Source organism: Tsuneonella amylolytica, assembly GCF_003626915.1.
Taxonomy (GTDB): domain Bacteria; phylum Pseudomonadota; class Alphaproteobacteria; order Sphingomonadales; family Sphingomonadaceae; genus Tsuneonella; species Tsuneonella amylolytica.
The window spans coordinates 1,341,410-1,365,375 of record NZ_CP032570.1 but is presented as its reverse complement, the minus strand read 5'-3'; the positions used below and the strand labels follow the sequence as shown (position 1 = coordinate 1,365,375).

At 69.1% G+C, this 23,966-nt stretch carries 23 protein-coding genes; 12 read left to right on the top strand and 11 right to left on the bottom strand.

Features of this window, described 5'->3' with window-relative positions:
• Positions 1-13 precede the first annotated feature (13 nt).
• On the bottom strand, positions 14-904 hold the full coding sequence (locus D4766_RS06725; RefSeq protein ID WP_120716760.1) for a UTP--glucose-1-phosphate uridylyltransferase: 891 nt from the start codon (positions 902-904) through the stop codon (positions 14-16).
• A 102-nt stretch (positions 905-1,006) separates the two neighbouring features.
• On the opposite strand from D4766_RS06725, the gene murA reads away from it, so the two are divergent.
• The 3 genes from murA to D4766_RS13785 all read left to right on the top strand — a co-directional run bounded on the left by murA (position 1,007) and on the right by D4766_RS13785 (position 2,840).
• Positions 1,007-2,290: a UDP-N-acetylglucosamine 1-carboxyvinyltransferase gene (murA, locus tag D4766_RS06720; protein ID WP_120716759.1), complete on the top strand. Its 1,284-nt coding sequence runs from the start codon at positions 1,007-1,009 to the stop codon at positions 2,288-2,290.
• Positions 2,291-2,354: 64 nt separating this feature from the next.
• Positions 2,355-2,594, top strand: a complete 240-nt coding sequence (locus D4766_RS06715) for a hypothetical protein (protein WP_120716758.1) — start codon at positions 2,355-2,357, stop codon at positions 2,592-2,594.
• Between the two features lie 90 nt (positions 2,595-2,684).
• Positions 2,685-2,840 (top strand): hypothetical protein, encoded by a 156-nt coding sequence (locus D4766_RS13785; protein WP_162935690.1) that lies wholly within the window; start codon positions 2,685-2,687, stop codon positions 2,838-2,840.
• A 64-nt stretch (positions 2,841-2,904) separates the two neighbouring features.
• Here D4766_RS13785 and D4766_RS06710 read toward each other — a convergent pair whose 3' ends face one another.
• Positions 2,905-3,162, bottom strand: a complete 258-nt coding sequence (locus D4766_RS06710; protein ID WP_120716757.1) for a ribbon-helix-helix domain-containing protein — start codon at positions 3,160-3,162, stop codon at positions 2,905-2,907.
• Between the two features lie 91 nt (positions 3,163-3,253).
• Between D4766_RS06710 and D4766_RS06705 the strand changes: the two genes are divergently transcribed.
• Complete coding sequence (locus D4766_RS06705; protein ID WP_120716756.1) at positions 3,254-4,051, top strand: helix-turn-helix domain-containing protein; 798 nt, start codon at positions 3,254-3,256, stop codon at positions 4,049-4,051.
• 63 nt (positions 4,052-4,114) lie between these two features.
• Positions 4,115-4,789 carry a murein L,D-transpeptidase catalytic domain family protein gene (locus D4766_RS06700; RefSeq protein ID WP_120716755.1) on the top strand — a complete coding sequence of 225 codons (675 nt, stop codon included), beginning with the start codon at positions 4,115-4,117 and terminating at the stop codon, positions 4,787-4,789.
• A 40-nt stretch (positions 4,790-4,829) separates the two neighbouring features.
• Here the strand turns inward: D4766_RS06700 and D4766_RS06695 are convergent, their stop codons facing one another.
• From D4766_RS06695 to D4766_RS06685, 3 genes are all read right to left on the bottom strand, one after another.
• The gene (locus tag D4766_RS06695) at positions 4,830-5,624 is read right to left on the bottom strand and encodes a helix-turn-helix domain-containing protein (RefSeq protein ID WP_234024919.1); all 795 of its coding nucleotides are present in this window, start codon (positions 5,622-5,624) and stop codon (positions 4,830-4,832) included.
• Between the two features lie 214 nt (positions 5,625-5,838).
• Positions 5,839-6,564 (bottom strand): acetoacetyl-CoA reductase, encoded by a 726-nt coding sequence (phbB, locus tag D4766_RS06690; RefSeq protein WP_120716753.1) that lies wholly within the window; start codon positions 6,562-6,564, stop codon positions 5,839-5,841.
• A 126-nt stretch (positions 6,565-6,690) separates the two neighbouring features.
• Positions 6,691-7,485 carry a hypothetical protein gene (locus D4766_RS06685; protein ID WP_120716752.1) on the bottom strand — a complete coding sequence of 265 codons (795 nt, stop codon included), beginning with the start codon at positions 7,483-7,485 and terminating at the stop codon, positions 6,691-6,693.
• Between the two features lie 312 nt (positions 7,486-7,797).
• Here D4766_RS06685 and D4766_RS06680 point away from each other — a divergent pair, with 312 nt between their 5' ends.
• The 5 genes from D4766_RS06680 to D4766_RS06660 all read left to right on the top strand — a co-directional run bounded on the left by D4766_RS06680 (position 7,798) and on the right by D4766_RS06660 (position 13,916).
• A complete protein-coding gene (locus D4766_RS06680; protein ID WP_120716751.1) occupies positions 7,798-8,235 on the top strand; it encodes a DUF3576 domain-containing protein in 438 nt (145 codons plus the stop codon).
• 136 nt (positions 8,236-8,371) lie between these two features.
• The gene (leuS, locus tag D4766_RS06675) at positions 8,372-10,885 is read left to right on the top strand and encodes a leucine--tRNA ligase (protein ID WP_120716750.1); all 2,514 of its coding nucleotides are present in this window, start codon (positions 8,372-8,374) and stop codon (positions 10,883-10,885) included.
• Positions 10,886-10,896: 11 nt separating this feature from the next.
• Entirely contained in the window at positions 10,897-11,382 is a 486-nt protein-coding gene (gene lptE, locus D4766_RS06670; protein ID WP_120718103.1) for an LPS assembly lipoprotein LptE, read from the top strand.
• 11 nt (positions 11,383-11,393) lie between these two features.
• Positions 11,394-12,452 carry a DNA polymerase III subunit delta gene (holA, locus tag D4766_RS06665; RefSeq protein ID WP_120716749.1) on the top strand — a complete coding sequence of 353 codons (1,059 nt, stop codon included), beginning with the start codon at positions 11,394-11,396 and terminating at the stop codon, positions 12,450-12,452.
• 75 nt (positions 12,453-12,527) lie between these two features.
• On the top strand, positions 12,528-13,916 hold the full coding sequence (locus D4766_RS06660; protein WP_120716748.1) for an exopolysaccharide biosynthesis polyprenyl glycosylphosphotransferase: 1,389 nt from the start codon (positions 12,528-12,530) through the stop codon (positions 13,914-13,916).
• An 11-nt stretch (positions 13,917-13,927) separates the two neighbouring features.
• On the opposite strand, the gene D4766_RS06655 is transcribed toward D4766_RS06660, so the two are convergent.
• The 3 genes from D4766_RS06655 to D4766_RS06645 are packed head-to-tail and all read right to left on the bottom strand — an operon-like array spanning position 13,928 to position 15,793.
• Entirely contained in the window at positions 13,928-14,482 is a 555-nt protein-coding gene (locus D4766_RS06655; RefSeq protein ID WP_120716747.1) for an LptA/OstA family protein, read from the bottom strand.
• Entirely contained in the window at positions 14,482-15,147 is a 666-nt protein-coding gene (gene lptC, locus D4766_RS06650) for an LPS export ABC transporter periplasmic protein LptC (protein WP_120716746.1), read from the bottom strand. Before lptC ends, D4766_RS06655 begins: the two co-directional genes overlap by 1 nt.
• 25 nt (positions 15,148-15,172) lie before the next feature.
• Positions 15,173-15,793, bottom strand: coding sequence for a ribonuclease D (locus tag D4766_RS06645; protein WP_120716745.1), 621 nt, complete (start codon positions 15,791-15,793; stop codon positions 15,173-15,175).
• Positions 15,794-15,879: 86 nt separating this feature from the next.
• Here D4766_RS06645 and ung point away from each other — a divergent pair, with 86 nt between their 5' ends.
• Both ung and D4766_RS13780 read left to right on the top strand, forming a co-directional pair.
• The gene (ung, locus tag D4766_RS06640; RefSeq protein ID WP_120716744.1) at positions 15,880-16,593 is read left to right on the top strand and encodes a uracil-DNA glycosylase; all 714 of its coding nucleotides are present in this window, start codon (positions 15,880-15,882) and stop codon (positions 16,591-16,593) included.
• A 48-nt stretch (positions 16,594-16,641) separates the two neighbouring features.
• Positions 16,642-16,818 carry a hypothetical protein gene (locus D4766_RS13780; protein WP_162935689.1) on the top strand — a complete coding sequence of 59 codons (177 nt, stop codon included), beginning with the start codon at positions 16,642-16,644 and terminating at the stop codon, positions 16,816-16,818.
• Here D4766_RS13780 and D4766_RS06635 read toward each other — a convergent pair.
• The 3 genes from D4766_RS06635 to gltB form a co-directional block, all read right to left on the bottom strand.
• A complete protein-coding gene (locus tag D4766_RS06635) occupies positions 16,815-17,594 on the bottom strand; it encodes an SDR family NAD(P)-dependent oxidoreductase (protein WP_120716743.1) in 780 nt (259 codons plus the stop codon). The two genes, D4766_RS13780 and D4766_RS06635, sit on opposite strands and share 4 nt — an antisense overlap.
• A gap of 54 nt (positions 17,595-17,648) precedes the next feature.
• Positions 17,649-19,085 (bottom strand): glutamate synthase subunit beta, encoded by a 1,437-nt coding sequence (gene gltD, locus D4766_RS06630; RefSeq protein WP_120716742.1) that lies wholly within the window; start codon positions 19,083-19,085, stop codon positions 17,649-17,651.
• A gap of 127 nt (positions 19,086-19,212) precedes the next feature.
• Positions 19,213-23,853, bottom strand: a complete 4,641-nt coding sequence (gene gltB, locus D4766_RS06625; RefSeq protein WP_120718102.1) for a glutamate synthase large subunit — start codon at positions 23,851-23,853, stop codon at positions 19,213-19,215.
• Positions 23,854-23,966: the final 113 nt, after the last annotated feature.

The following is a 23,966-nucleotide window of genomic DNA, read 5'->3' as shown; positions in this document are numbered from 1 at the left end:
GGAGAGAAATGGGTCAGCTCGCCAACAACCGCTCCGCCATCGCCCGCACCTCGGCCCCCATGTCCTCGCGCTCCAAAGCCAGCGCGAGGGTCGCCTCCACGAAGCCGACCTTGCTGCCGCAGTCGAAGCGGCGGCCGGCGAAGGTAACAGCGTGGAAGGGCTGGGTGCCGATCATCCGGGCCATCGCGTCGGTCAGCTGGATCTCGCCGCCGGCGCCCTTGCCCTGGTTCTCCAGCGTGCGCATCACCTCGGGCTGGAGGATGTAGCGGCCCGAGACGATCTTGGTGCTCGGCTCGTTGCCGGGGGCGGGTTTTTCCACCAGGCCGGCGACTTCGGTGAGAGTGGTCGACACCTCCGCGCCCGGGTCGATCACGCCGTAGCTCGACACCTCCTCGCGCGGGACATCGAGCACCGAGATGAGGTTGCCGCCGACGTCCTCGTAGGCCTCCACCATCTGCTTCATGCAGCCGGTTCCGCCGCCCTTTGCAGCAACCATCAGCTCGTCGGGCAGGAGGATGGCGAAGGGTTCGTCGCCCACGATCGCGCGGGCGCACCAGATGGCGTGGCCGAGGCCCAGCGGCACCTGCTGGCGCACGGTGATGATCTCGCCCGGGGTGAAGCGGGTGGGATCGAGCGCGGCCATGTCCTTGGCCCGCTCGGCCATCGTCGCTTCCAGTTCGTAGGCGATGTCGAAATGTTCGACGATCGCGGTCTTGCCGCGGCCGGTGACGAAGATCATCTGCTCGATCCCCGCCTCGCGCGCCTCGTCCACCGCGTACTGGATCAACGGGCGGTCGACGATCGGCAGCAGTTCCTTGGGGATCGCCTTGGTCGCGGGGAGGAAGCGGGTGCCGAGCCCGGCGACGGGGAACACGGCTTTTCGGATGGGCTTGCGGCTGCTCATGGGGCGGGGGGATAGCAAAGCAATCGAGCTTCGCAATCCAACATGGATCAACTCTGCGCGCCGCCCTTGTCGCGTTCGCGTTTCGCGCTAGAGCCGCAGCCCATGGACAAGATCATCGTCGAGGGCGGCAAGCGCCTGTCGGGCACCATTCCCATTTCCGGCGCGAAGAACGCCGCGCTCACGCTCATCCCGTGCGCGCTGCTGACCGAGGAGCCGCTGACGCTGCGCAACCTGCCGCGGCTGGCCGATATCGACGGGTTCCAGCACCTGATGAACCAGTTCGGCGTCACCACCGCGATCCAGGGCAACCGGCCGGAGGATTTCGGGCGGGTGATGACGCTGGAAACGCCGCGAGTGACCAACACCGTCGCCCCGTACGAGCTGGTGCGCAAGATGCGCGCCTCGATCCTCGTGCTCGGCCCGATGCTGGCGCGCATGGGCGAGGCGACCGTCTCGCTGCCCGGCGGCTGCGCGATCGGCAACCGCCCGATCGACCTTCATCTGAAGGTGCTGGAGGCGCTGGGCGCGGACATCGAGCTCGCGCAAGGATACGTGAAGGCGGTCGCGCCCGATGGCGGGCTGCCGGGCGGGGACTACGACTTTCCCGTGGTCAGCGTCGGCGCGACCGAGAACGCGCTGATGGCCGCGGTGCTGTGCACCGGCACCAGCCGCCTCGGCAACGCGGCGCGCGAGCCCGAGATCGTGGACCTGTGCAACCTTCTCGTCGCGATGGGGGCGGAGATCGAGGGGATCGGCACCAGCGACCTCACGATCCACGGGGTGAGGCGCCTCCACGGGGCGACCTACCGCGTGATGGCCGACCGGATCGAGGCGGGCAGCTATGCCTGCGCCGCCGCGATCACCGGGGGCGAGGTGCTGCTCGAGGGCGCGAAGGCGGAAGAGATGGCCGCCACGCTCCACGCCCTGCGCAACATCGGCGTGTCGTGCGAGGCGGAGAAGGGCGGCGTGCGCGTGGCGGCGGACGGCAAGCTCAAGGCGGTCAACCTGTCGACCGCGCCCTACCCGGCGCTCGCCACAGACATGCAGGCCCAGCTGATGGCGCTGCTGACCGTGGCGGAGGGGACCAGCGTGCTGACCGAGACGATCTTCGAGAACCGCTACATGCACGTGCCCGAGCTTGCCCGCATGGGCGCGCATATCGAGACCAGCGGCCGCACCGCGATCGTCCACGGTGTGTCGGGGCTGACCGGCGCGGAAGTGATGGCGACCGACCTGCGCGCCTCGATGAGCCTCGTCATCGCGGGGCTGCGCGCCGAGGGGCGGACCGAAGTGCGCCGCCTCTACCACCTCGACCGCGGGTACGAGCGGCTGGAAGAGAAGCTGGCGCTGGTCGGCGCGGCTGTGGAGCGGGTCGGCGACGAATAGGCGCCAGGCGCGAACCATCTGCCCGGTCGCGCGTTGCAGGGGGACATACGAAAGGTCCCCGCCCATGTTGAAACTTCTCGCACTCGGTACGCTCGGCTACGTCGGGTACCGCTATTTCAGTCATGCCCAAGGCCACCAGGGTCATGCCGCGTTCGCCCCCGGGCAAACCAGCGAAGGCAATCGCCACCAGGTGCGCGATGCCGGCCCCGAGGCAATGCGGGATACCCCCCAGCGCGAATGGACCGAGACCGACGAGGCCAGCGACGAAAGCTTCCCGGCCAGCGATCCGCCCGCGACCTACTGATCGCAGCCGAGCATCGATCTGTCGAATGCGGCGCGCGGCTCTGGATCGATTCCGTGTCGCATGCATTGGTCGGGCAAAAGGAGATTACGAATGCTCAAGCTCATCGTCCTCGGCGCGCTCGGTTACGCCGGTTACAAGTACTATCAGGGCCAGACCGAGCCCGGTGCCCGCTATGCCGGCACCACCGGCAAGACCGGCGACATCCACAACATCGACGAAAAGAATCCGGCCATCGTCACGGCCTAATCCGCTATCGTTTCCCCGGCGATCCGAATAGGAAGCCACAGGGACTGAAACGATCTCAAGCGGATCATGAAGCGGGCGGTTCTACGGAGCCGCCCGTTTCTGCATGGACGAGCCATATGCGGATCGCACCGGCGAGCCCGCACGGGGACACGCTGGCGATCCGCTCCTCGTCGATGCGGGCGACCAGCGCGCTCACCGCCGTCCCTTCCCGCGCGGCGGCGGCGCGCAGCATGTCCCAGAACATCGGCTCCAAGCTGATGCTGGTCTTGTGGCCGGCGATCGCGACCGATCGCTTGACGGGGGGATGGTAAGGCGCGGGCATCGGCCCCGCCTCTAGCACCCGGCGGGCCTGCGACGCGCCCCCAATTTTTGGGGGTGGCGGCGGCCCGCCCCGGCCCGTAGCCTTCCACCCGATGCCCGATGCCGTCGCCCAGCTCAGCGAGAAGCAGCGCGAGGCGCTGCGCCTGATCGGGCGCGGGCACGATGCCAAGTCGTGCGCCCGCGCACTCGGCCGATCGGTCCACACCGTCAACGAACGCCTGCGCGACGCGCGGCGAATCCTCGGCGTATCGAGCAGCCGCGAGGCGGCGCGCATGCTGCTGGCGCACGAGGAGCCGGAGGCGCCTGGCGACCCCCAATCTTTCGGGGACGAGCCTTTGGGGGATGCGGCGGCAAGGACCGTGACCGATGTCGGTACGGCGCAGCACGCCGGTCAGGGTGACAGGCGGCGCATGCGGCGGACCTGGTTCGTCGCCACAGGAGCCATTGCCTTGTCCCTCGCCATCGCCCTTGCCATCGCTCTCGCGGCCCCCGCCGCCCAAGTACCCTCCGCTCAGGCACCCGCCGTTCGCGCCCCTTCCGTATCCGCCGAAGCCGCCGCACAGGATGCCGCGCTGGCGGCGGCCGCCCGCCGCTGGCTGGAGCTTGCCGAGGCGGGCGACTACGCCGGCAGCTACGCCGCCACCGCTGCGAGTTTCCGAAAGGCCAACACGCTCGCCGGCTGGCAGGACGCCGCCAGCGCCCTGCGCGCCCGGCTGGGCGATGTTATGTCGCGCGAACTGGTCGGGGTCGAAAGCGTGCCCACCCCGCCCGACGGCAACGAGATCGTCGTGTTCCAGACGAAATACGCGCTGGGCGGCGACAAGATCGAGACTATCGCGCTCGTGCGCGAAGGCGGCGGCTGGAAGGTTGTCGGCGCCTACGTCGAATAAACCTGTCGCTGCGGCAACGAGGCGCTTCGCTCACGGTCAGGCGATTTCCGCTATCAAACGGCCATGGACGAGGTGGGCCCCGAACATCATGCCGCCCGGCGGCGATTCCTAACCGGTGCCGGCGTGGCGGCGGCGGGTATTGCCCTGCCGCTGCTGTTCGGCGGCAAGCCGGCGTCGGTACCGGTACGGACCGCCGCGCCTGCGCCCGCCGCTCCGCCGCCCGTGCCCGATCTTGCCAAACCGCGCCTCTATCCGCGCGCGATGGCCGCGCTGGATCGGCACGGCGCGCGCATCCCGCACCGTGACCGGATCGCCGTGGTCGATTTTGCCGCCCCCTCGCGCGAGGCGCGCATGCATCTCGTCGATCTGGAAGGCGGCGCGGTCGAGAGCTACCTCGTCTCGCATGGCAAGGGTTCGGACCCTTCGCGCAGCGGCTGGTTGCAGAGCTTTTCCAACGTCCCCGATTCCGAAGCGTCCTCGCAAGGAGCCTATGTCACCGCGGCGCAATACACCGGCAAGCACGGCGCCTCGCGCCGGCTGGTCGGCCTCGATCCCACGAACGACATGGCCGAAGCCCGCGCAATCGTGATGCACGGCGCGGACTACGTCAGCGAGACGATGGCCTCGGCGCAGGGCCTCATCGGCCGCAGCCAGGGCTGCTTCGCGGTGACGCAGGATGCGATCCGCGAAGTGCTGGAGCGGCTCGGCGAGGGGCGGCTGCTGTTCGCGTGGAAGTGAGCGGCCGCTTGACCGGGCGCCGATCGCCGCCCGAGCACGCTTACGACCGGGGATTGGCCGTATAGGCGGTAATAGTCACAGAACCGGGTGAAGGGCTGTCGCCGATCGCGTCCAGGGTGAAGTTCGCAGGTTGTCCGGGTGCGACCGAAAGCGTGCGTGAATAGCGCAACGTGGCATCGCTGCCGGGAAGCACGACATTGACCGATACCAGCAGGTTGCCGACGGTCTCCGGATCGGGCGATACGTTGAAATGCAGGTCGTAGGCGCCGGCATCCGAGAGCGAGGCCATGCTGCCCGCTTGCATCGGCATTTGCGAGGATGCGACCGACCGCCCTTGCAGCGTGCCGTCGACGTCCACGAGATACCGGGGTCCGAGCATCGCCGAAGGCGCACGGGGCGCCGGTGAGGGGGATGCGGCGATGGACGCGGGGGAAGGAGCACCCGAACCGACGGGGCTGTCGACGGGTACTGCCAGAAGCGTTCCGATGAGTACGATTGCGATCATGATGCCAATTCCCAAGAAAGCCAGAAGCGAAAGGCGCTTCCTTCTGCCCACGGCGGGGTCGGTCATACTGGTCGCACCGATCGCGAAGCTGTCGAGCCCCGCTTTCTTGTCCCAAGTTTCTTGGGGGCCTACTTCGGCATGCGCCACGATGCGCGCCGCCTCTCGGCTGCTCGTCGTCCCCAGCTTTCGCCGGGCGTCTCTCAGCCGTTCGTTTATCGTATTGACGGAGACTTGCAGGACATCCGCCGCCGATTTGGCATCGTGCCCGGTAGCGAGCAGACGGAGGACTTCCATTTCGCGATCGGACAGGGCCTCAAGTCTGTGCTGCACGCGGCCCAACTAGCACGGCGGGATGCCGGTTTAATACTCAAACTTCGGGCGGCCGTTGTTGGCGAGGCATGGTGCTGGCTCGGGGCGACGGCGAAGCCGCCGCTGTGACGTCGAACGGGATGGTCGGCCGATGGCCGCCAACCCGCCGGCCGTTCCTGGCGGTGCCGCCGCTTCGCGTGCGGCATCGGCGCGGTCGTCGCCGCGCCTCCGCCCGTCAGTACATATGCTGGCCGCCGTTGATGCTCATCGTGCTGCCGGTCACGAAGCCGCCGTCGTCGCTGCACAGGAAGGCCACGCCGCGGGCGATCTCGTCCGCTTGGCCGAGGCGGCCGACGGGGATCTTGGCGACGATCTTTTCCAGCACCGGTTCGGGCACCGCGGCGACCATGTCGGTGTCGATGTAGCCAGGTGCGATGGCGTTGACGGTGACGCCCTTCTTCGCGCCTTCCTGGGCCAGCGCCTTGGTGAAGCCGTGGATGCCGCTCTTGGCGGCGGCGTAGTTCACTTGGCCGTACTGGCCGGCCTGCCCGTTGATGCTGCCGATGTTCACGATCCGGCCCCAGCCGCGGCTGGCCATGCCGGGAAAGCAGGCCTTGGCCATGTTGAAGCAGCCGCCGAGGTTCACCCGCATGACGTCGTTCCAGTCGTCGAAGCTCATCCGCGCGAGCGTACCGTCGCGGGTGATGCCGGCGTTGTTCACCACGATGTCGACCGGGCCGACCTGGCTTTCGACCTGCGCGCACCCGTCGAGGCAGGCCTGGTGGTCGCCCACGTCCCACTTGTAGGCCGCGATGCCGTGCCGGTCGGCGAAGGCCTTCGCCTTGTCGTCGTTGCCGGCGTAGTTGGCGACGACGGTGCGGCCCTGCGCCTTCAGTGCGAGGCTGATCGCCTCGCCGATGCCGCGGGTTCCGCCGGTGACGATGGCAACACGGTTGGTCATGGGTATTCCTTGCGTTTCAGGGTCTCTCCACATTCCTGACTAAGCCAAGGCGGCGCACGCGCAAAGAAAAACCCCGCGCGTGGCGGGGCTGTTCATACCAATTCACAATGCGGCGGTGCCGTAGCGTCAGAAGCGGATCTTGGTGCCCACGTAGACGGCCTGGTCGTCGCGCTGGCCGTCGGTGAGCGGCGCGAGACGGTCGCGGTCCTGCGTCAGGCGCACGCCCGCCGTGACGTTGAGGTTGCGGGTCACGCGGTAACCGGTGCTGAGGTCGACCGCCTGTCCGCCGGCACCCTCCAGCGTCTGCGGGCTGCGGCCGGTGCGGCTCTCGCTCTCGAAGGCGATCGCGCCCTGCAGGCGGCTCGGCTTCTCCTTCACGCCTTCGCTCGGGCGGAAACTGGCGAGGTCGGGCAGGGCGGCGCTGTTGATGCCGAGCCCGGCGGGCGCGGCGGCCGTTTCGACCGGCTTGGCGAAGCTGCGATAGCCGCGTGCGATGCCGAGGTTGTAGCGGGCCGGCGCGATCGACGCGATCGACGGGCCCTTGCCCGCGTCCGACGCGGTGATCGCCCGGGCCGAAGCGGCAGCGGTGCGGACCGAGATCGCCCGCGCGGTCGGCTCGTCGACGCGGATCGCCACGGTCACGGTCTGGCGCTGCGCGCCTATTCCGCCGGCGGGGGTGAAGCGCATTTCCTGTCCCCGCGCGGCGATCTTCGCGGCGACGCGGCGGGCGGCGGCGGGGTCCACCCCGGCCGGGGTGAACTGCATCGGCACGCGCGCCTGCGGCGCATCGACATCGGTCGCGACGACGGCGAGGCCGGCGGTGGGAATTCCCACGAGCAGCGCGGACGCGGCGGCAAGCAGGGCAGGGACGGCGACCGCCCCCTTCCGCTTCGTGCCGGCAATGTCGCTACGCTTCGCCATTTCGCTTTTCCAAACCCCCGGTTGCCTGAACGCCCAATGAGCGGAACGGTTTCGCCTGAAACCGACTCGCCCCCACGGCGATGACATGGTTCGATGATAGGATCGTGACAGCCGGTTTTGCACTGTTTTGCGAATGACTTCTCGCATTCGGCGGGAAAGTGTTGCGCGGCGTCCACACGCGGAGGTCAATGTCCGGGCGATTAAGCGGCGGTTCACGGGGCTCGGGCCCATTTCGCCGCAGCCTTGCCCGCGCCGCGCGAGGGCACTAGAGGCGTTTGCCACACCGAGCCTTGCAAGGACGCTCCGCTTCCCATGACCTTCCGATCCATCCGCACCATCGCCGCCGCAGCCCTCCTGCCGCTGGCGCTCGCCGCCTGTGCGAAGAACGACCGGCCGCGCGCCGACCTCGCCGCCAGCCAGGTGACGACGATCGGGGTCAATTCCTACCTCTGGCGCGCCGCGCTGGAGACCGTGAGCTTCGCCCCGCTGCTGCAGGCCGACAGCAACGGCGGCGTGATCGTGACCGACTGGTACGCCAACCCGCGCAACCCGGGCGAGCGGGTGAAGGTCACCGTCTCGATCCTCGACCAGGACTTGCGCGCCGATGCCGTGCGCGTGGCCGCCAGCCGCCAGGTTGCGCAGGGCGGATCGTGGGTCGACGCCCCGGTCCAGGCCGCCACCGTGCAGCGGCTGGAAGACATCATCCTGACCAAAGCGCGCGCCCTGAGGCGCGAGGCGTCTACCGGCTGATTTGCTCCCAGACGGCCTGCAAACCGCAGCCGTCTGCGCTTCCGGTGCTCACGACCTGCAAGGTCGCTGCGCGCCGGTTCTCGACGACCACGATTTTCGGCTCGCCTGGAAGCAAATCTCTTCTAACAGGGCACCAATGAGCGAGACACGTTTCGAACCCGATACCGCTGACGGGCGCTGGCAGCGCGCCTGGGACGAGGCAGGGACTTTCCGCGCCGACAGCGACAGCAACAAGCCCAAGAGCTTCGTGCTCGAGATGTTCCCCTATCCCAGCGGGCGCATCCACATGGGGCACGTGCGCAACTACACGCTGGGCGACGTCCTTGCGCGCTATCGCAAGATGACCGGGCACGAGGTCCTGCACCCGATGGGGTGGGACGCGTTCGGCATGCCGGCCGAAAACGCCGCGATGGAAAAGGGCGTGCACCCCGGCGGCTGGACCCGCGACAACATCGCCAACATGAAGGCACAGCTGAAGCGGCTGGGCTTCGCACTCGACTGGTCCCGCGAATTCGCCACCTGCGACCCCGAATACTACGGGCAGGAACAGGCGCTCTTCCTGAAGCTCTACGAGGCTGGCCTTGTCTATCGTAAGGAGAGCGAGGTCAACTGGGACCCGGTCGACATGACCGTGCTCGCCAACGAACAGGTGATCGACGGCCGGGGCTGGCGTTCCGGCGCGCAGGTCGAGCGGCGCAAGCTGTCGCAGTGGTTCCTCAAGATCACCGACTTCGCCGAAGAGCTGCTCGAGGGGCTGGAGAGCCTCGACAAGTGGCCCGACAAGGTGCGGCTGATGCAGGAGAACTGGATCGGCCGGAGTCGGGGCCTGCAGTTCGCCTTCGACCTGTCGGACGGCGAGCGGCTGGAGGTCTACACAACCCGCCCCGACACGATCTTCGGCGCGACCTTCCTGGCGGTGGCCGCCGATCATCCGGTGGCGCAAGGGCTGGCCGCGCGCGACCCCGCCGCCGCCGCGTTCGTGAAGACGGTGAAGCAGGGCGGCACGACCGCCGCCGAGCTCGAGACGGCCGAGAAGCTCGGCTTCGACACCGGCCTCACCGCCGCGCACCCGTTCACCGGCGATCCGCTGCCGGTATGGATCGCGAACTTCGTGCTGATGGACTACGGCACCGGCGCGATCATGGCGGTGCCGGGGCACGACCAACGCGACTTCGAATTCGCCAGCAAGTACGGCCTGCCGATCCGCCGCGTCGTCGCCGCCGACGCATCGCACGCCGACGCGCCGATGACCGAGGCGGAGGCGGGCGACGGGGTGCTCGTCAATTCGGGCGAGTACGACGGGATGAGCGTGGACGAGGGCAAGGCCGCCGTCATCCGCGCCATCGAAGGCCAGGGCCGCGGCGAGGGCAGGACGGTCTATCGCCTGCGCGACTGGGGCGTGTCGCGCCAGCGGTACTGGGGAACGCCCATCCCCTTCATCCACTGCGAGAGCTGCGGCATCGTGCCGGTGCCGGAGGATCAACTGCCGGTGGTGTTGCCCGAGGACGTCGACTTCAGGACGCCCGGCAACCCGCTCGAACGGCATCCGACGTGGAAGCACGTCGAGTGCCCGGCATGCCACGGCCCGGCGGTGCGCGAGACCGACACGCTCGACACTTTCGTCGACAGCTCGTGGTACTTCCTGCGCTTCGCCAGTCAGCCCGCCGACAAGCCGTTCGACCGCGACGAGGCGGCCAAATGGCTGCCGGTGCAGCAGTACATCGGCGGGATCGAACACGCGATCCTGCACCTCCTCTACGCCCGGTTCTGGACGCGGGCGCTGAAGCACATCGGCATGATCGACTTCGCCGAACCGTTCGAAGCGTTGTTCACGCAAGGGATGGTCACCCACGAAACCTACTCCCGCACTCAGGACGGGCGCGAGGTATGGTTCGGCCCCGACGAGGTGGAGCGGACCGGAACGGGCGCGACCCTGGCGGCCGACGGCGCACCGGTGACGATCGGCAAGGTCGTCAAGATGTCGAAGTCGAAGAAGAACGTCGTCGACCCGGCACCCTACATCGATCGTTTCGGCGCCGACGCGGTGCGCTGGTTCATGCTCTCCGACAGCCCGCCCGAACGCGACCTGCCGTGGTCCGAAGCCGGGATCGAGGGCTGCGCGCGGTTCGTCCAGCGCCTGTGGCGGATCGCCACCGCGCCCGCGAACGGGAGCGGCGCAGGGACGGACCTCGCCCGGTTGACGCACCGCACGATCGCCGGGGTGGCCGCCGATATCGAAGCGCTCGCCTTCAACAAGGCGGTGGCCAAGATCTACGAACTGGCGAGCGGCATCGAGAAGGCCGCGCCCGGCCCCGAACGCGCAGCGGCGGTGGCGGTCCTGCCGCACCTCGTTTCGCCGATGATGCCGCACCTTGCCGAAGCGCTCCACGCCGAAACGGGCGGCAGCGGGCTGGTGGCCGAGGCCGCATGGCCGGCGCACGACCCGGCGCTGCTGGTCGACACGCAGGTAACGATCGCGGTGCAGGTGAAGGGCAAACTGCGCGACACGCTGACCGTCGCCAAGGGACTGCCGCAGGACGAACTGCAGGCGCTTGCGCTGGCGTCCGAGAAGGTCCAGCGTTCGCTCGATGGCGCGGAGATACGCAAGGTGATCGTGGTGCCCGACCGGTTGGTGAACATCGTCGCATGAGAACGCTCGGGATGATCGGCGCCGCCATGGCGGCATCGCTGGCGCTCGGCGGGTGCGGCCTGTCGCCAATGTACGCAGGGGGCGGCAACGGCGCGGTCGCGCGCGGTCTCGCCGGGATCGAAGTGCCCGCGATCGAGGGGCAGGCCGGCTGGCTGGTCCGCAATGCGCTGGTCGACCGGCTGGGCGCGGGCGGGGCGGCGGCGACGAAGTACCGCCTCGACGTGCGGCTCGACGACCGGCTCGAAAGCCTCGGCGTGCTGAGCGACGACACGATCGGCCGCGAGCGACGCACCCTGCGCGCGCGCTACCAGCTCGTCGATCTCGCCAGCGGGGCGATCGTGCTCGATGCGACCGCCGGGTCCGACGCGGGCATCGACGTCGTGTCGAGCGAGTACGCGACGATCGCCGCCGAACAGACCGCGCTGGAAAATCTCGCGAAGGAAATCGCCTCGCAGATCACGACCCGTCTCGCGGTGGCCCTCCGCCAGCCGCGCTAGGCGGCCGCGCGATGAAGGCGACGCAGAAGGATTTCGCCGCCGCCGCGCCGCGCGCGGCGCGCGATGCGAAGGTCTTCTTCTTCTGCGGGCCGGACGAGGCGGGGGCCGCTGCCGCTGCCCAGCGCATTGCGGCGATGCTGCAAGACCCCGGCGAGCGGGTGGACCTGACCGGCGGCGACCTGCGCCGCGATCCCGTGCTGCTGGCCGACGAGGCGCGCTCGAACTCGCTGTTCGCGGGGGCGCGCCACATCGTCGTGCGCGCCAGCGGCGACGAGGCGCACGATGCGCTCGCCAACCATCTCGCCGCCATCGACAACGGCGACGGGGCGCCATGCCCGGTCCTCGTCGTCGCGACCTCCGCCACCGACAAGTCGCGCACCGCCAAGCTGCTGGAAAAGCGCAGCGATGCGCTGGTGGCGATGTTCTACCCGCCCGACCTCGGCCAGCTGCGCGACGCGGTGCGCACGATGGGCGACCAGGCCGGGGTCGCCCTGTCGGGCGATCTCGCCGAACGCATCGCCCGGGCCGCCGGCCTCGACGTGCGGCTGGCGCAGTCGGAAGTCACGAAGCTCGCGCTCTACCTCGACGCCGGCCCCTCGGCCCCGGTCACCGCCACCGCCGAAGCGCTCGACACGATCGGGGCGCGGACCGAGGACGACGGGTTCATGCCGCTGGTCAACGCGGTGCTTTCCGGTCGGACGGCGGAGCTGCCGGGCGAACTCCACCGGATGCGCGAGGTGTCGCTCAACCCGGTTGGGCTGCTGCTGGCGTTCGAGCGGCGCGCGGCCCAGCTCGCCCAGCTCGACGCGCGCATGGGGCGGGGCGAAAAGCCCAAGGCGTTCGTGCAGGCCGAAACGCGTGCGCGGCGGGTGTTCTTCAAGGATGCGAACGATCTGGGCGACCAGCTCGAACGGTGGCGCGGCGCGCGGCTGGAGCGGCTGGTGGCGCGCCTCATCGAGCTGCACCGCGCGCTGCTGGCCAACAATGCCGCCGGCGAGACGATCCTCGCCAATGCCCTGACAGCGATTGCCCGGGCGGCGCGCGGACAGACCTCGCAAAGGCGAGCTTAAATCGTTCACAGGCCTTGAAAATCCGGCTCCCGCAGTGCAGCAGGCCGGGAACCGGAAAAGGGTCGCTTTCCACCGATGGGCCAGCTGCCGCCTCACGATGCCGATATGCGCACGGCGGCCGTGGCCCTCGTGCCGTCGCGCGAGCGCCGCCGGCTGCGGCTGTACCTTCTCATGGTCGTCGTCGATATCGCGCTGATCGTCGGCGCGTTCTTCGTGGCGGGCCGGATTTATCTCGATTTCGAACCGGACCAGACATCGCTGCTCGAGGCGCAGTTGCTGCTGCCGCTCTACCTCACGCTCGCCCTGCAGCAGCGGGCCTATTCGATCCACGCGCTGCAAAGCTGGCGCTATGCCGCCGGGCGGGCGATCGTGGCCCTGGCGCTGGCCGCGGCGCTGCTGATTTTCATCACTTTCTACGCGAAAGTCACCGCGACCTTTTCGCGCGTCGTGTTCACGATCGGCATCGGCGGTGCCGCTGCGCTGATCGTCGCCAGCCGCGCCGTGCTGGCGGCCTCGATCGCGCGACAGTGGCGCAGCGGGACGACGAATGTCCTGCTGATCGACGCGGGCGGGCCCGACATTTCGCTCGCGAGCGCGATCCGCTTGAATGCCCTGGAGCACGGCATCGCGCCCGATACCGGCGATCCGCACGCCCTCGACCGGCTGGGCCGGTTCATGGCCAACATGGACCGGGTCATCGTCAGCTGTCCGCTCGACGACCGACTGCCATGGGCGGCGGCCCTTCGCGGCGCCGGGGTGAAGGGAGAGCTGGTGACCGACCGGCTGGGCGATCTGCAGCCGATCGGACTGGTGGTGGAGGACGGCTGGCGCTCGCTGGTCGTCTCGAACGGCCCGCTCGGGATGCGCCAGCGGGTGCTGAAGCGCGGGTTCGATACGGTGCTGTCGGTCCTTGGGCTGGTGATCCTGTCGCCTCTCCTCCTGCTGGTCGCGCTTGCGATCAGGCTGGAGGACCGCGGGCCGGTGCTGTTCCGCCAGCGACGGCTCGGCCGGGGGAACCGGTTCTTCGACGTGCTCAAGTTCCGCTCTATGCGGGTCCATCGGACCGATGCGGCCGGCAACCGCTCCGCCTCGCCCGGCGACGACCGAGTGACCCGGGTGGGCCGCTTCATCCGCCGGACCAGTATCGACGAACTCCCGCAGCTGCTCAACGTCATCAAGGGCGACATGAGCCTCGTCGGCCCGCGTCCGCACGCGCTCGGCAGCCAGGCGGGCGACAAGCTGTTCTGGGACGTCGACCGGGCCTACTGGAACCGTCACGCGTTGAAGCCCGGCGTGACGGGCCTCGCGCAGATTCGTGGCTATCGCGGGGCAACCGATCGCGAGATCGATCTCACCGATCGGCTGGGCGCCGATCTGGAATACATCCGCAACTGGTCACTGAGGGGCGACCTGTGGATCATCGTGCGCACGCTGGGGGTGATCGTCCACCCCCGCGCGTTCTAGCCGCCCGGCCTTCAGTTCTCCGGCACGCTGAACGAGCCGCTGACCCGCCCGCTGCCGCTCGACTGGACGTTGCCGGTGACCGACGACGACCCGTTGGCACGGCCGTCGACGCTCGACACCCCGCTCTTGAGGTCGATCACCAGCCGCCCGCCGTTCAATGTATCGCCGCCGCGGTTGAGGCGGACGTTGCCGGCCATCGTGATGACCCGCCGGTTGAAGTCGTAGACCGCCACCTCGCCCGCCGCGCGCTCGTTGCCGCGGCTGACGGTGACCCCTCCGGTAGCGGTGATGCGCTGGATCTTGAGGCTGCCAGCATCGGTGTAGTTCACCTGCGTGCGCGCGGCCTGCAGCCGGAGGCCGGCCTGGGTGATGTCGACCCCGCCCGACAGGATCACGCGGTTCTGCCGGTCCTGCAGCTCGATCCGGTCGGCGGCGTAGTTGACCGGCGCGTTCGAGTTGTGCCCGGCGATCGCCTGGGCGTAGGCGCCCATGCCCGCCAGTGCGGCGGCGGTGCCCGCGAAGCCCAGCACGGCCGACTTCATGGCGGTGGAAACGTGACGGTTCATCAGGGCATCCTCAGCTTGCCGGGTTCCATGCGCAGCCGGGCGTTGCCGGCAAGGGTGACGGTGCGCGCGTCGAGATCGGCCTCGAGCCGGTTGGCGCTGAACGTGCCGGCGGGGACCGAGCCGCTGACCCCGTCCGATCCCACCAGCCGCTTGTTCGGCAGGTCGACCGAGACGCCGCGGGTCATCATGCGGTAGCCGTCGGCGGCGGTCACGAGGACCCCGCCGGGTGCGGCGATCTGTTCGTCCTCGATATCGTACTGCCCCGCCTTGGCGGTGACCGCGGCCGGCCCCCCGCGCAGCAGGATGCGCGCCACGAGGTCCTGCATCCGCACGATGCCTTCGGCGCTCGACTGCTGGACAGCCTCTCCGGCGGTCAGCGAGAACGGCCGGCCGTCGGTGTCGGAACCGCGGTACATCGCGTTGTCGACCCGCAGCCGCTCGGCGATCACCGCCACCTTGTTGCGGTCGAGCAGAAAGCTCACCTCGCCGCGCGGGCTCAGGGGCGTGACGATCATCAGCGCGGCGATCACGCCGACGCCCATCGGCAGCACCTTGGCCAGCAGCGAGACGATGCGATCGTGGCTGCCGCCGGGCGCGGCGAAGCGCTGGCGCGAACTGCGCAGCGCCTTCGCTTCCTGCGTTTCGATGCGGGGGGACATGGTCATCTCGGCAACCTAACGCACCAGCAGCCTAATCGTGGCTGAATATATCCTTGTCCGCCCATCCGGCGAGATCGAGCCGCGCGCGGGTGGGCAGGAAATCGAAGCACGCCTGTGCCATCGCGGTGCGATGCTCGCGCTCCAGCCGAGCGACGAGCACTTCGCGCAGGCGGTGGAGATAGCGCACGTCGCTGGCGGCGTATTCGCGCTGCGCCTCGGTCAGTTCGGGCGCGCCCCAGTCGGAAAGCTGCTGCTGCTTGGAAATGTCGGCGGCGAGCAGTTCGGACACGAGGTTCTTGAGCCCGTGCCGGTCGGTGTAAGTGCGGGTCAGCTTGCTCGCGATCTTGGTGCAGAACACCGGCGAGGCTTCGACGCCGAGGTAGAACAGGATCGCGGCGATATCGAAGCGCGCATAGTGGTAGAGCTTGAGCCGGTTCGGATCGCCCAGCAGCGCCTTGAGGTTCGGCGCGTCGTAGCTCGATCCCGGGCCGAAGCGCACGAGGTGCTCGTCGCCGTGCCCGTCGGAAAGCTGGACCACGCACAGCCGGTCGCGGTGGGTGATGAGGCCGAGCGTCTCGGTGTCGACCGCGATCGGGCCGTCGGCGAACAGGAGGCCGTCGGGCAGGTCTTCTTCGTGGAAATGAACTGTCATAGAGGCCTCGCCCTTAGGCGCATCGGGGATAGAGGGAAAGGGGCGCTGGCGGCTCCCGCGCCCGCCGCCTAATTCCTTGCGCCGCGATGGACGAAGCACTTGCCCCAAGCTGGCGCGCGGCGATCGGCCCGGCGCTGGCCGCGCCCGGGGCGCAGGCGCTCGTCCGGAGGCTGGCGGCCGACGAGGCGGCGGGCACCGCGATCTATCCGCCGTATGGCGACCGGCTGCGCGCGTTCGAGCTCACGCCGCTCGACCGGGTGCGGGTCGTGATTCTGGGCCAGGACCCCTATCACGGACCGGAGCAGGCGATGGGTCTCGCGTTCTCGGTCCCGCCGGGAATGCGCCCGCCGCCGAGCCTGCGCAATATCGCCAAGGAGCTGACCGCCGATCTCGGGCTGCCGCCGACGGGAGGCGGCGACCTGACGCACTGGGCGGAGCAGGGCGTCCTGCTGCTCAACACCAGCCTGACGGTCGAGGCGGGGCGCGCGGGGAGCCATGCCGGACTGGGGTGGGAGGCGGTGACCGACGCAGCCGTCGCCGCCGTCGCCGCGCGTGCCGAGCCTTCGGTCTTCATCCTGTGGGGAAGCCAGGCGCAGGCCAAGGCCGCCCGCATCGCCGATCTCGGCGAGGGCACGCGCCACCTCGTGATCCGCAGCCCGCACCCCAGCCCGCTGTCGGCGCATCGCGGGTTTTTCGGCTCCCGCCCGTTCAGCCGGGCCAACGCTTTCCTGCGCGAACACGGGCGGGGCGAGATCGACTGGCGGCTGGACGAAGCGCCCGCGTCCCTGCCGCTCCCTTAACCATCGCGCGACACGCTTCGCTCATCAGCGTTCGCGTAGGGCGACCGGATGCGCATTCCGGCTCTTCTCGTAATGATAGCCGCCTGCACCGCCTGCGGGGCGCAGGCGCCGCGCTCGGTCCGCTACGACATGGAGCAGATCGCCGCCGACACGGTGATGCGTGATACCGCGCCGGGGTTCGGCTCGCTCGGGGAAGACGAGCCTGCGCCAGCTCCCGCGGGCTAGTAGATCGAATACCCGCCGTCGATCACCACCGAATCGCCGGTGTGGAAGCGGCTGGCGTCCGACGCGAAGTAGACCGCGATGCCGGCGAAATCTTCGCCTTCGCCCCAGCGGCGCATGGGCACGCGCCCGATCGCCTTGTCGGTGAAGGCGTCCCACGATTGCAGGCGCTCGGTCATTTCGGTGGCGATCCAGCCCGGCAGCACGGCATTCGCGCGGATGCCGTAGCGGGCAAGCTCGACCGCGGTCCCGCGCGCCATGGCGAGGACCGCGGCCTTCGTCGCGGCGTAGGCCTGGTTGCGCGGCGCGCCGTGGATGGCCGAGACGCTGGAGGTGACGAGGAGCGAGCCGCCCGCATCGCCGGTCTCGGCCCGCGCGATCATGTGCTTCGTCGCCTCGCGCCAGGTCCAGAACACCGCGTCGAGGTTGACCGTGGTGACCTTGCGCCACGCTTCGGTCGTCTGCTCGGCCAGCGGCGCGCCGCCGCCGACGCCTGCGTTGGCGATGCAGGTGTCGATCCGGCCAAGGCGGGAAAGGACCTCGGCGGTCGCATCGATCACCGCCGTCTCGTCCGACACGTCGACCGCCAGGGCCTCGACCCGCGTGCCGTGCTTCTTCAAGGCTTCGAGCGCAGCGGCGTTCTTGGCTTCGTTGCGCCCCCAAATCGCCACGTCCGCACCCGCCGCCGCGAGCCCTTCCGCCATGCCGAGGCCGATCCCCGAATTGCCCCCGGTAACGAGCGCGACCTTGCCGCTGAGGTCGAAGGGTTTGTAGCTCACGGGCAATCTCCTCTCCCGGTGAAGAGAAGCGATACGATCCGATTCGGCAAGCGCCTAGCGCGGCAGCTCGCTCACGCCCATCAGCGCCGCGTCCACGGCGCGGGCGCACTGGCGGCCCTCGCGAATGGCCCAGACGACCAGGCTCTGCCCGCGGCGCATGTCGCCGCAGGCAAACACGGCATCCTCGCTGGTGGCGTAGGCGTCGGTGTCGGCCTTGACGTTGCCGCGATTGCAAAGCTCGACCCCGGCTTGTTCGACGAGGCCGGTCTTGCGCGGCCCGACGAAGCCCATCGCCAGCAGGATGAGGTCGGCGGGCAGGGTAAACTCGCTGCCCGCGATCTCCTCCATCCGGCCGTCCTTCCATTCGAGGCGCGCGCATACGAGGCCGGTCACCTCGCCGCCTTCGCCGATCACGCGCTTGGTCATCACCGCCCAATCGCGGTTCGCGCCTTCCTCGTGGCTGGTGGAGGTCCGCATCTTCAGCGGCCAGTGCGGCCAGGTGAGCGCCTTGTTCTCGCGCTCGGGCGGCTGGGGCATGATCTCGAGTTGGGTCACGCTGGCCGCGCCCTGCCGGTTGCTGGTGCCGACGCAGTCCGACCCGGTGTCGCCGCCGCCGATCACGACGACGTGCTTTCCGCGCGCGGAGAGGGTGCCACGCGGGGCGGCGCGGACTTCGTCGTCGCCCGCGTTGCGCTTGTTCTGCTGGGTCAGGAATTCCATCGCCAGTCGCACGCCGGGCAGCTCAGCACCGGGGATGCCGAGCTGACGCGGATCCTCCGCCCCGCCCGCCATCACGACCGCGTCGAAGTTCTCCTTCAGCGACGCGAACGAGACGTCGACGCCGACTTCGGTGCTGGTGCGGAAGTGGACGCCCTCGGCCTCCATCTGCACCGCCCGGCGGTTGATGAGGTACTTCTCCATCTTGAAGTCGGGGATGCCGTAGCGCAGCAGCCCGCCGACCCGGTCGCTCTTTTCGAACACCGTCACCGAATGGCCCGCGCGGGCGAGCTGCTGGGCGCAAGCGAGGCCGGCCGGGCCGCTGCCGACGACGGCGACCCGCTTGCCGGTGCGCCGGGCGGGCGGGCGGGGCACGATCCAGCCTTCGGCCCAGCCGCGGTCGGCGATCGCGTTCTCGATCGACTTGATGGTCACCGGCTGGTCGGTGATGTTCAATGTGCACGCCGCCTCGCACGGGGCGGGGCAGACGCGGCCGGTGAACTCGGGGAAGTTGTTGGTGCTGTGCAGCGCCTCGAGCGCGTTCTTCCAGTCCGCCTCGTAGACGAGGTGGTTCCAGTCCGGGATCAGGTTGTTCACCGGGCAGCCGTTGTGACAGTACGGGATGCCGCAGTTCATGCACCGCGCCGCCTGCAGCCGCAGGTCCGGTTCGGGATGCGGGATCGCGAACTCCTTGTAATGGCGCACGCGCTCCCTGGGATCGGCGTATTGCCGGTCCTTGCGTTCGTATTCGAGGAAGCCGGTTTCCTTGCCCATTATCTCCCCTCCCCTTCAGGGGAGGGGCCGGGGGTGGGGGCTGTGCCGCCAATGCGCCGCGGAGTGACAAGCCCCACCCCGACCCCTCCCCTGAAGGGGAGGGGCTTTTTGTTTTGCTGGTCTGTCATCACTCGGCCGCCTCCATCGCGGCATTGTCGCGCTCGGCCTCGAGCTGGCGCAGCGCGCGTTCGTAGTCTTCGGGCATGACCTTCACGAATTTCGCGAGGGCCGTATTCCAGTCGTCGAGGATGGCGGCGGCTTTCGCGCTGCCGGTGTGGAGCTTGTGGCGTTCCACCAGCACGCGCAGCCGCTCGGCATCGTGGCGCAGCATGTCGCCCATGCCGGCATCGTCGACCCCGCGGGCGCGCTGGAGCGGGCGACCGGTTCCCTCGTCCTCGTCGCGGGTGGGCGAGACGGCCGAGAGGCCGACCTGCGCGGTGTTGCAGCGCTTGGCGAAGCTGCCGTCCTCGTCGTAGACGTAGGCGACCCCGCCGCTCATCCCGGCCGCGAAATTCCGGCCCGTCTGGCCGAGCACGACCACGGTGCCGCCGGTCATGTACTCGCAGCCATGATCGCCGCAGCCTTCGACCACGGCGACCGCGCCCGAATTGCGCACCGCGAAGCGTTCGCCCGCGACGCCCTGGAAGTACGCCTCGCCGGCGATCGCGCCGTAGAGCACCGTGTTGCCGACGATGATGTTCTCGCGCGGGTCACGCTCGACGTTTTCCGGCTGGCGGACGACGATGCGGCCGCCCGACAGACCCTTGCCGACGTAATCGTTGGCATCGCCCGTCAGGCGCAGGGTGATCCCGTGGGCGAGCCATGCGCCGAAGCTCTGCCCGGCGACGCCGGTGAACTCGATGCGGATCGTTTCGGGGTCGAGCCCGCGGTGGCCGTGCGCCTTCGCGACCTCACCCGACAGCATCGCGCCCGCGGTGCGGTTGACATTGCGGATCGTCCGTTCGAGCTGGACCGGCGCGCCGGTGTCGATGGCATCGCGGCAGGCCTCGATCAGCTCGACGTCGAGCGCGCCGTCCAACGCGTGGTCCTGTTCCTGCGAATGGAACAGCGTGTGGCCGCCCACCGGCTCGACCCGGTGGAGCAGGCGCGACAGGTCGACGCCGTGGGCCTTCCAGTGCCGTTCCGCCCGGGCCATGTCGATCCGGTCGACCCGGCCGACCATCTCCTCGATCGTGCGAAAGCCCATCTCGGCCATGATCCGCCGCAGTTCCTCCGCCACGAAGAAGAAGTAGTTGATCACGTGCTCGGGCGTGCCGGTGAAGCGCTTGCGCAGTTCGGGGTCCTGCGTCGCGACGCCGACCGGGCAGGTGTTGAGGTGGCACTTGCGCATCATGATGCACCCGGCCGCGATCAGCGGGGCGGTGGCGAAGCCGAACTCGTCCGCGCCGAGCAGCGCGCCGATGGCGACGTCGCGGCCCGTCCGCAGGCCGCCGTCGACCTGCACCGCGATGCGGCTGCGCAGATCGTTGAGCAGCAGCGTCTGCTGGGTTTCGGCTAGCCCGATCTCCCACGGCGAACCCGCGTGCGTCAGGCTGGTCAGCGGCGAAGCGCCGGTCCCGCCCTCGTAGCCCGAGATGGTGACATGGTCGGCCTTGCACTTCGACACGCCTGCCGCGACCGTGCCGACGCCGACCTCGGACACCAGCTTCACCGAAATGCGCGCCTGCCGATTCACGTTCTTGAGGTCGTGGATGAGCTGCGCCAGATCCTCGATCGAATAGATGTCGTGGTGCGGCGGCGGGCTGATGAGGCCGACGCCCGGGGTCGAGTGGCGGACCTTGCCGATCACCTTGTCGACCTTGTGCCCGGGCAGCTGGCCGCCCTCGCCGGGCTTGGCGCCCTGCGCCATCTTGATCTGGATGTCGTCCGAATTGACGAGATACTCGGTGGTCACCCCGAAGCGGCCGCTGGCGACCTGCTTGATCTTCGAGCGCATCGTGTCGCCGTTATCCAGCGGCAGGAAGCGGTCGGGTTCCTCGCCGCCCTCTCCGGTGTTCGAGCGGCCGCCGATGCGGTTCATCGCGATGGCGAGCGTGGTGTGCGCCTCTCGGCTGATCGAGCCGAAGCTCATCGCGCCGGTGCTGAACCGCTTCACGATCTCGGCCGCCGGCTCGACCTCGTCCAGCGGCACGGGCGAGGCGGCGGGCTTCAGTTCCATGAGGCCGCGGATGGTCAGCAGGCGTTCGGACTGCTCGTTGATCGCGCGGGCATAGTCCTCGTAGCGATCCTGGCTGTTGCCGCGCACCGCGTGCTGCAGGTCGGCGACGGTGCCGGGCGTCCAGGCATGCGCCTCACCCCGCAGGCGGAACTGGTAGATGCCGCCCGCGTCGAGCATGCCCTGCAGGACCGGATTGTCGCCGTAGGCCGCGGCGTGGCGGCGGACGGTCTCTTCCGCCACTTGCCGCAGGCCCACGCCCTCGATCGTGGTCGCGGTGCCGGTGAAGTAAGCCTCCACGAAGTCGCTCGACAGCCCGACCGCGTCGAAGATCTGCGCGCCGCAATACGACTGGTAGGTGGAAATGCCCATCTTCGACATGACCTTGAGCAGGCCCTTGCCGATCGCCTTGACGTAGTTCTTGCGCACCGCCGCCTCTTCGAGGTGGGGCAGCTTGGTCCGGCGGATGTCCTCCAGCGTCTCGAACGCCAGGTAGGGATTGATCGCTTCCGCGCCGTATCCGGCGAGCGCGGCGAAGTGGTGCACCTCGCGCGCCTCGCCCGTCTCGACGACGAGGCCGGTCTGCATCCGCAGTCCCTGCCGCACGAGGTGATGGTGCACTGCCGAGGTCGCCAGCAGCATCGGGATGGGGATGCGGTCGTTGCTCTGCCCGCGGTCGCTGAGGACGAGGATGGTGTGGTCAGCCAGCACCGCTTCGGTCGCGGCCCAGCACATCTCGCGGATGGCGAGCTCGATCCCCTCGACCCCGCTGGCGGCGTCCCAGCAGGTGTCGATCGTGGCGCAGCGGAACGCCCCGTCGAGCGCGGCCTCGACCGAACGGATCTTGGCGAGATCGTCGTTGGTGAGGATCGGCTGGCCGACCTCGAGCCGCTTGTGCGTGCCCGCGTCGTGGCCCAGCAGGTTCGGGCGCGGGCCGATCATGGAGAGGAGGCTCATCACCAGCTCCTCGCGGATCGGGTCGATCGGCGGGTTGGTGACCTGCGCGAAGTTCTGCTTGAAATAGTCGAACAGCAGCCGCGGACGGTCGCTGAGCACGGCGATCGGCGTGTCGGTGCCCATCGAGCCGATGGGATCGTCGCCCGCCTGCGCCATCGGTTCGAGGAACCGGGCGAGATCCTCCTGCGTGTAGCCGAACACCTGCTGGCGCTCCAGCAGGTCCTCGGTCGGCTCGGGCACGGCGCTGAGCTCGGGCTCCACGTGGTCGAGGTCTTCGAGCTTGTACTGCGCCTTGTCGAGCCATTCGGCATAGGGTTCGGCGGCGGCGAGTTCGGCCTTGAGCTCCGCATCCTCGACGATGCGGCCCTTCTCGAGGTCGATCAGCAGCATCTTGCCGGGCTGCAGCCGCCACTTCCTGACGATGTCCTCTTCCGCGAACGGCAGCACGCCGCTTTCGGAGGCGAGGCAGATGAGGTCGTCCCTTGTGGTGCACCAGCGCGCCGGACGCAGCCCGTTGCGGTCGAGCGTGGCGCCGATCTGGCGGCCGTCGGTGAAGCACACCGCGGCGGGCCCGTCCCACGGCTCCATCAGCGCGGCGTGGTACTCGTAGAACGCCCGGCGGCCCGCATCCATCAGCGGGTCCTTGGCCCACGCCTCGGGCATGAGCATCATCATCGCGTGGGCGAGGTCGTATCCGCCCAGCAGCAGCAGCTCCAATGCGTTGTCGAGGCACGCGGTGTCGGACTGGCCGTGCGGGATGATCGGCCACAGCTTGTCGAGGTCGGCGCCCAGCAGCGGCGATTCCATCGTGCGACGGCGGGCGTTCATCCAGTTCACATTGCCGCGCACGGTGTTGATCTCGCCGTTGTGGGCCATGAAGCGATAGGGGTGCGCGAGCCGCCAGCTGGGAAATGTGTTCGTGCTGAAACGCTGGTGGACGAGGCCCAGCGCCGAAACGCAGTCGGGATCGCGCAGGTCGTCGTAGAAACTCTCGACCTGGTGGGCAAGCAGCAGGCCCTTGTAGACGATCGTCCGGCTCGAGAAGCTGGGAATGTAGAGCTGGCTCAGGCCTGCAATGCCGAGCTTGTCCTCCTGCGCCTTCAGCGGGTTCTGCGTCTGCTTGCGGATGACGATCAGCTTGCGCTCGAACGCCCCTTGGTCGGCGCAGTTGGGCCCACGCGCGATGACGCACTGGCGCATGACCGGCATCGAGGCGACGACCGCCTGCCCGAGGCCGTCGAGCGTGACCGGCACGTCGCGCCAGCCGACGAGGCGCTGGCCTTCCTTGGCGACGAAGCGTTCGAACTGTCCGGTCACGAAGTCACGCGCAGCCTGCCCACGCGGCATCATGCACTGCGCCACCGCATATTCGCCCGGCGGCGGCAGGTCGTACCCTTCGCGCGCCGCCCACTTGCGGAACAGAGGATCGGGGATCTGGATCAGGATGCCTGCGCCGTCGCCCATCAGCGGATCGGCGCCGACGGCGCCGCGGTGGTCGAGGTTGCCGAGGATTTCGAGCGCGCGGGTGACGATAGTGTGGCTTTTCTCGCCCCGAATATGCGCCAGCATGCCGACGCCGCAGGCGTCGTGCTCGTTACGCGGGTCGTAGAGCCCCTGGGTGTGGGGAAGAGCCATCCGTTTCGTTTCCATCCCGTGTCGATACCGGCGCGGCGACCGGCGCTCGGCAATAAAATGCGATTCGCTATGCCGCTTCGCGCAGCAATCGTATCGCATTCAGCGGCAATGGC

Coding starts and splice junctions, on each gene's coding strand:
- D4766_RS06725 (WP_120716760.1), bottom strand. CDS start 904: ATGAGCAGCCGCAAGCCCATCCGAAAAGCCGTGTTCCCCGTCGCCGGG.
- murA (WP_120716759.1), top strand. CDS start 1,007: ATGGACAAGATCATCGTCGAGGGCGGCAAGCGCCTGTCGGGCACCATT.
- D4766_RS06715 (WP_120716758.1), top strand. CDS start 2,355: ATGTTGAAACTTCTCGCACTCGGTACGCTCGGCTACGTCGGGTACCGC.
- D4766_RS13785 (WP_162935690.1), top strand. CDS start 2,685: ATGCTCAAGCTCATCGTCCTCGGCGCGCTCGGTTACGCCGGTTACAAG.
- D4766_RS06710 (WP_120716757.1), bottom strand. CDS start 3,162: ATGCCCGCGCCTTACCATCCCCCCGTCAAGCGATCGGTCGCGATCGCC.
- D4766_RS06705 (WP_120716756.1), top strand. CDS start 3,254: ATGCCCGATGCCGTCGCCCAGCTCAGCGAGAAGCAGCGCGAGGCGCTG.
- D4766_RS06700 (WP_120716755.1), top strand. CDS start 4,115: ATGGACGAGGTGGGCCCCGAACATCATGCCGCCCGGCGGCGATTCCTA.
- phbB (WP_120716753.1), bottom strand. CDS start 6,564: ATGACCAACCGTGTTGCCATCGTCACCGGCGGAACCCGCGGCATCGGC.
- D4766_RS06685 (WP_120716752.1), bottom strand. CDS start 7,485: ATGGCGAAGCGTAGCGACATTGCCGGCACGAAGCGGAAGGGGGCGGTC.
- D4766_RS06680 (WP_120716751.1), top strand. CDS start 7,798: ATGACCTTCCGATCCATCCGCACCATCGCCGCCGCAGCCCTCCTGCCG.
- leuS (WP_120716750.1), top strand. CDS start 8,372: ATGAGCGAGACACGTTTCGAACCCGATACCGCTGACGGGCGCTGGCAG.
- lptE (WP_120718103.1), top strand. CDS start 10,897: ATGATCGGCGCCGCCATGGCGGCATCGCTGGCGCTCGGCGGGTGCGGC.
- holA (WP_120716749.1), top strand. CDS start 11,394: ATGAAGGCGACGCAGAAGGATTTCGCCGCCGCCGCGCCGCGCGCGGCG.
- D4766_RS06660 (WP_120716748.1), top strand. CDS start 12,528: ATGGGCCAGCTGCCGCCTCACGATGCCGATATGCGCACGGCGGCCGTG.
- D4766_RS06655 (WP_120716747.1), bottom strand. CDS start 14,482: ATGAACCGTCACGTTTCCACCGCCATGAAGTCGGCCGTGCTGGGCTTC.
- lptC (WP_120716746.1), bottom strand. CDS start 15,147: ATGACCATGTCCCCCCGCATCGAAACGCAGGAAGCGAAGGCGCTGCGC.
- D4766_RS06645 (WP_120716745.1), bottom strand. CDS start 15,793: ATGACAGTTCATTTCCACGAAGAAGACCTGCCCGACGGCCTCCTGTTC.
- ung (WP_120716744.1), top strand. CDS start 15,880: ATGGACGAAGCACTTGCCCCAAGCTGGCGCGCGGCGATCGGCCCGGCG.
- D4766_RS13780 (WP_162935689.1), top strand. CDS start 16,642: ATGCGCATTCCGGCTCTTCTCGTAATGATAGCCGCCTGCACCGCCTGC.
- gltD (WP_120716742.1), bottom strand. CDS start 19,085: ATGGGCAAGGAAACCGGCTTCCTCGAATACGAACGCAAGGACCGGCAA.
- gltB (WP_120718102.1), bottom strand. CDS start 23,853: ATGGCTCTTCCCCACACCCAGGGGCTCTACGACCCGCGTAACGAGCAC.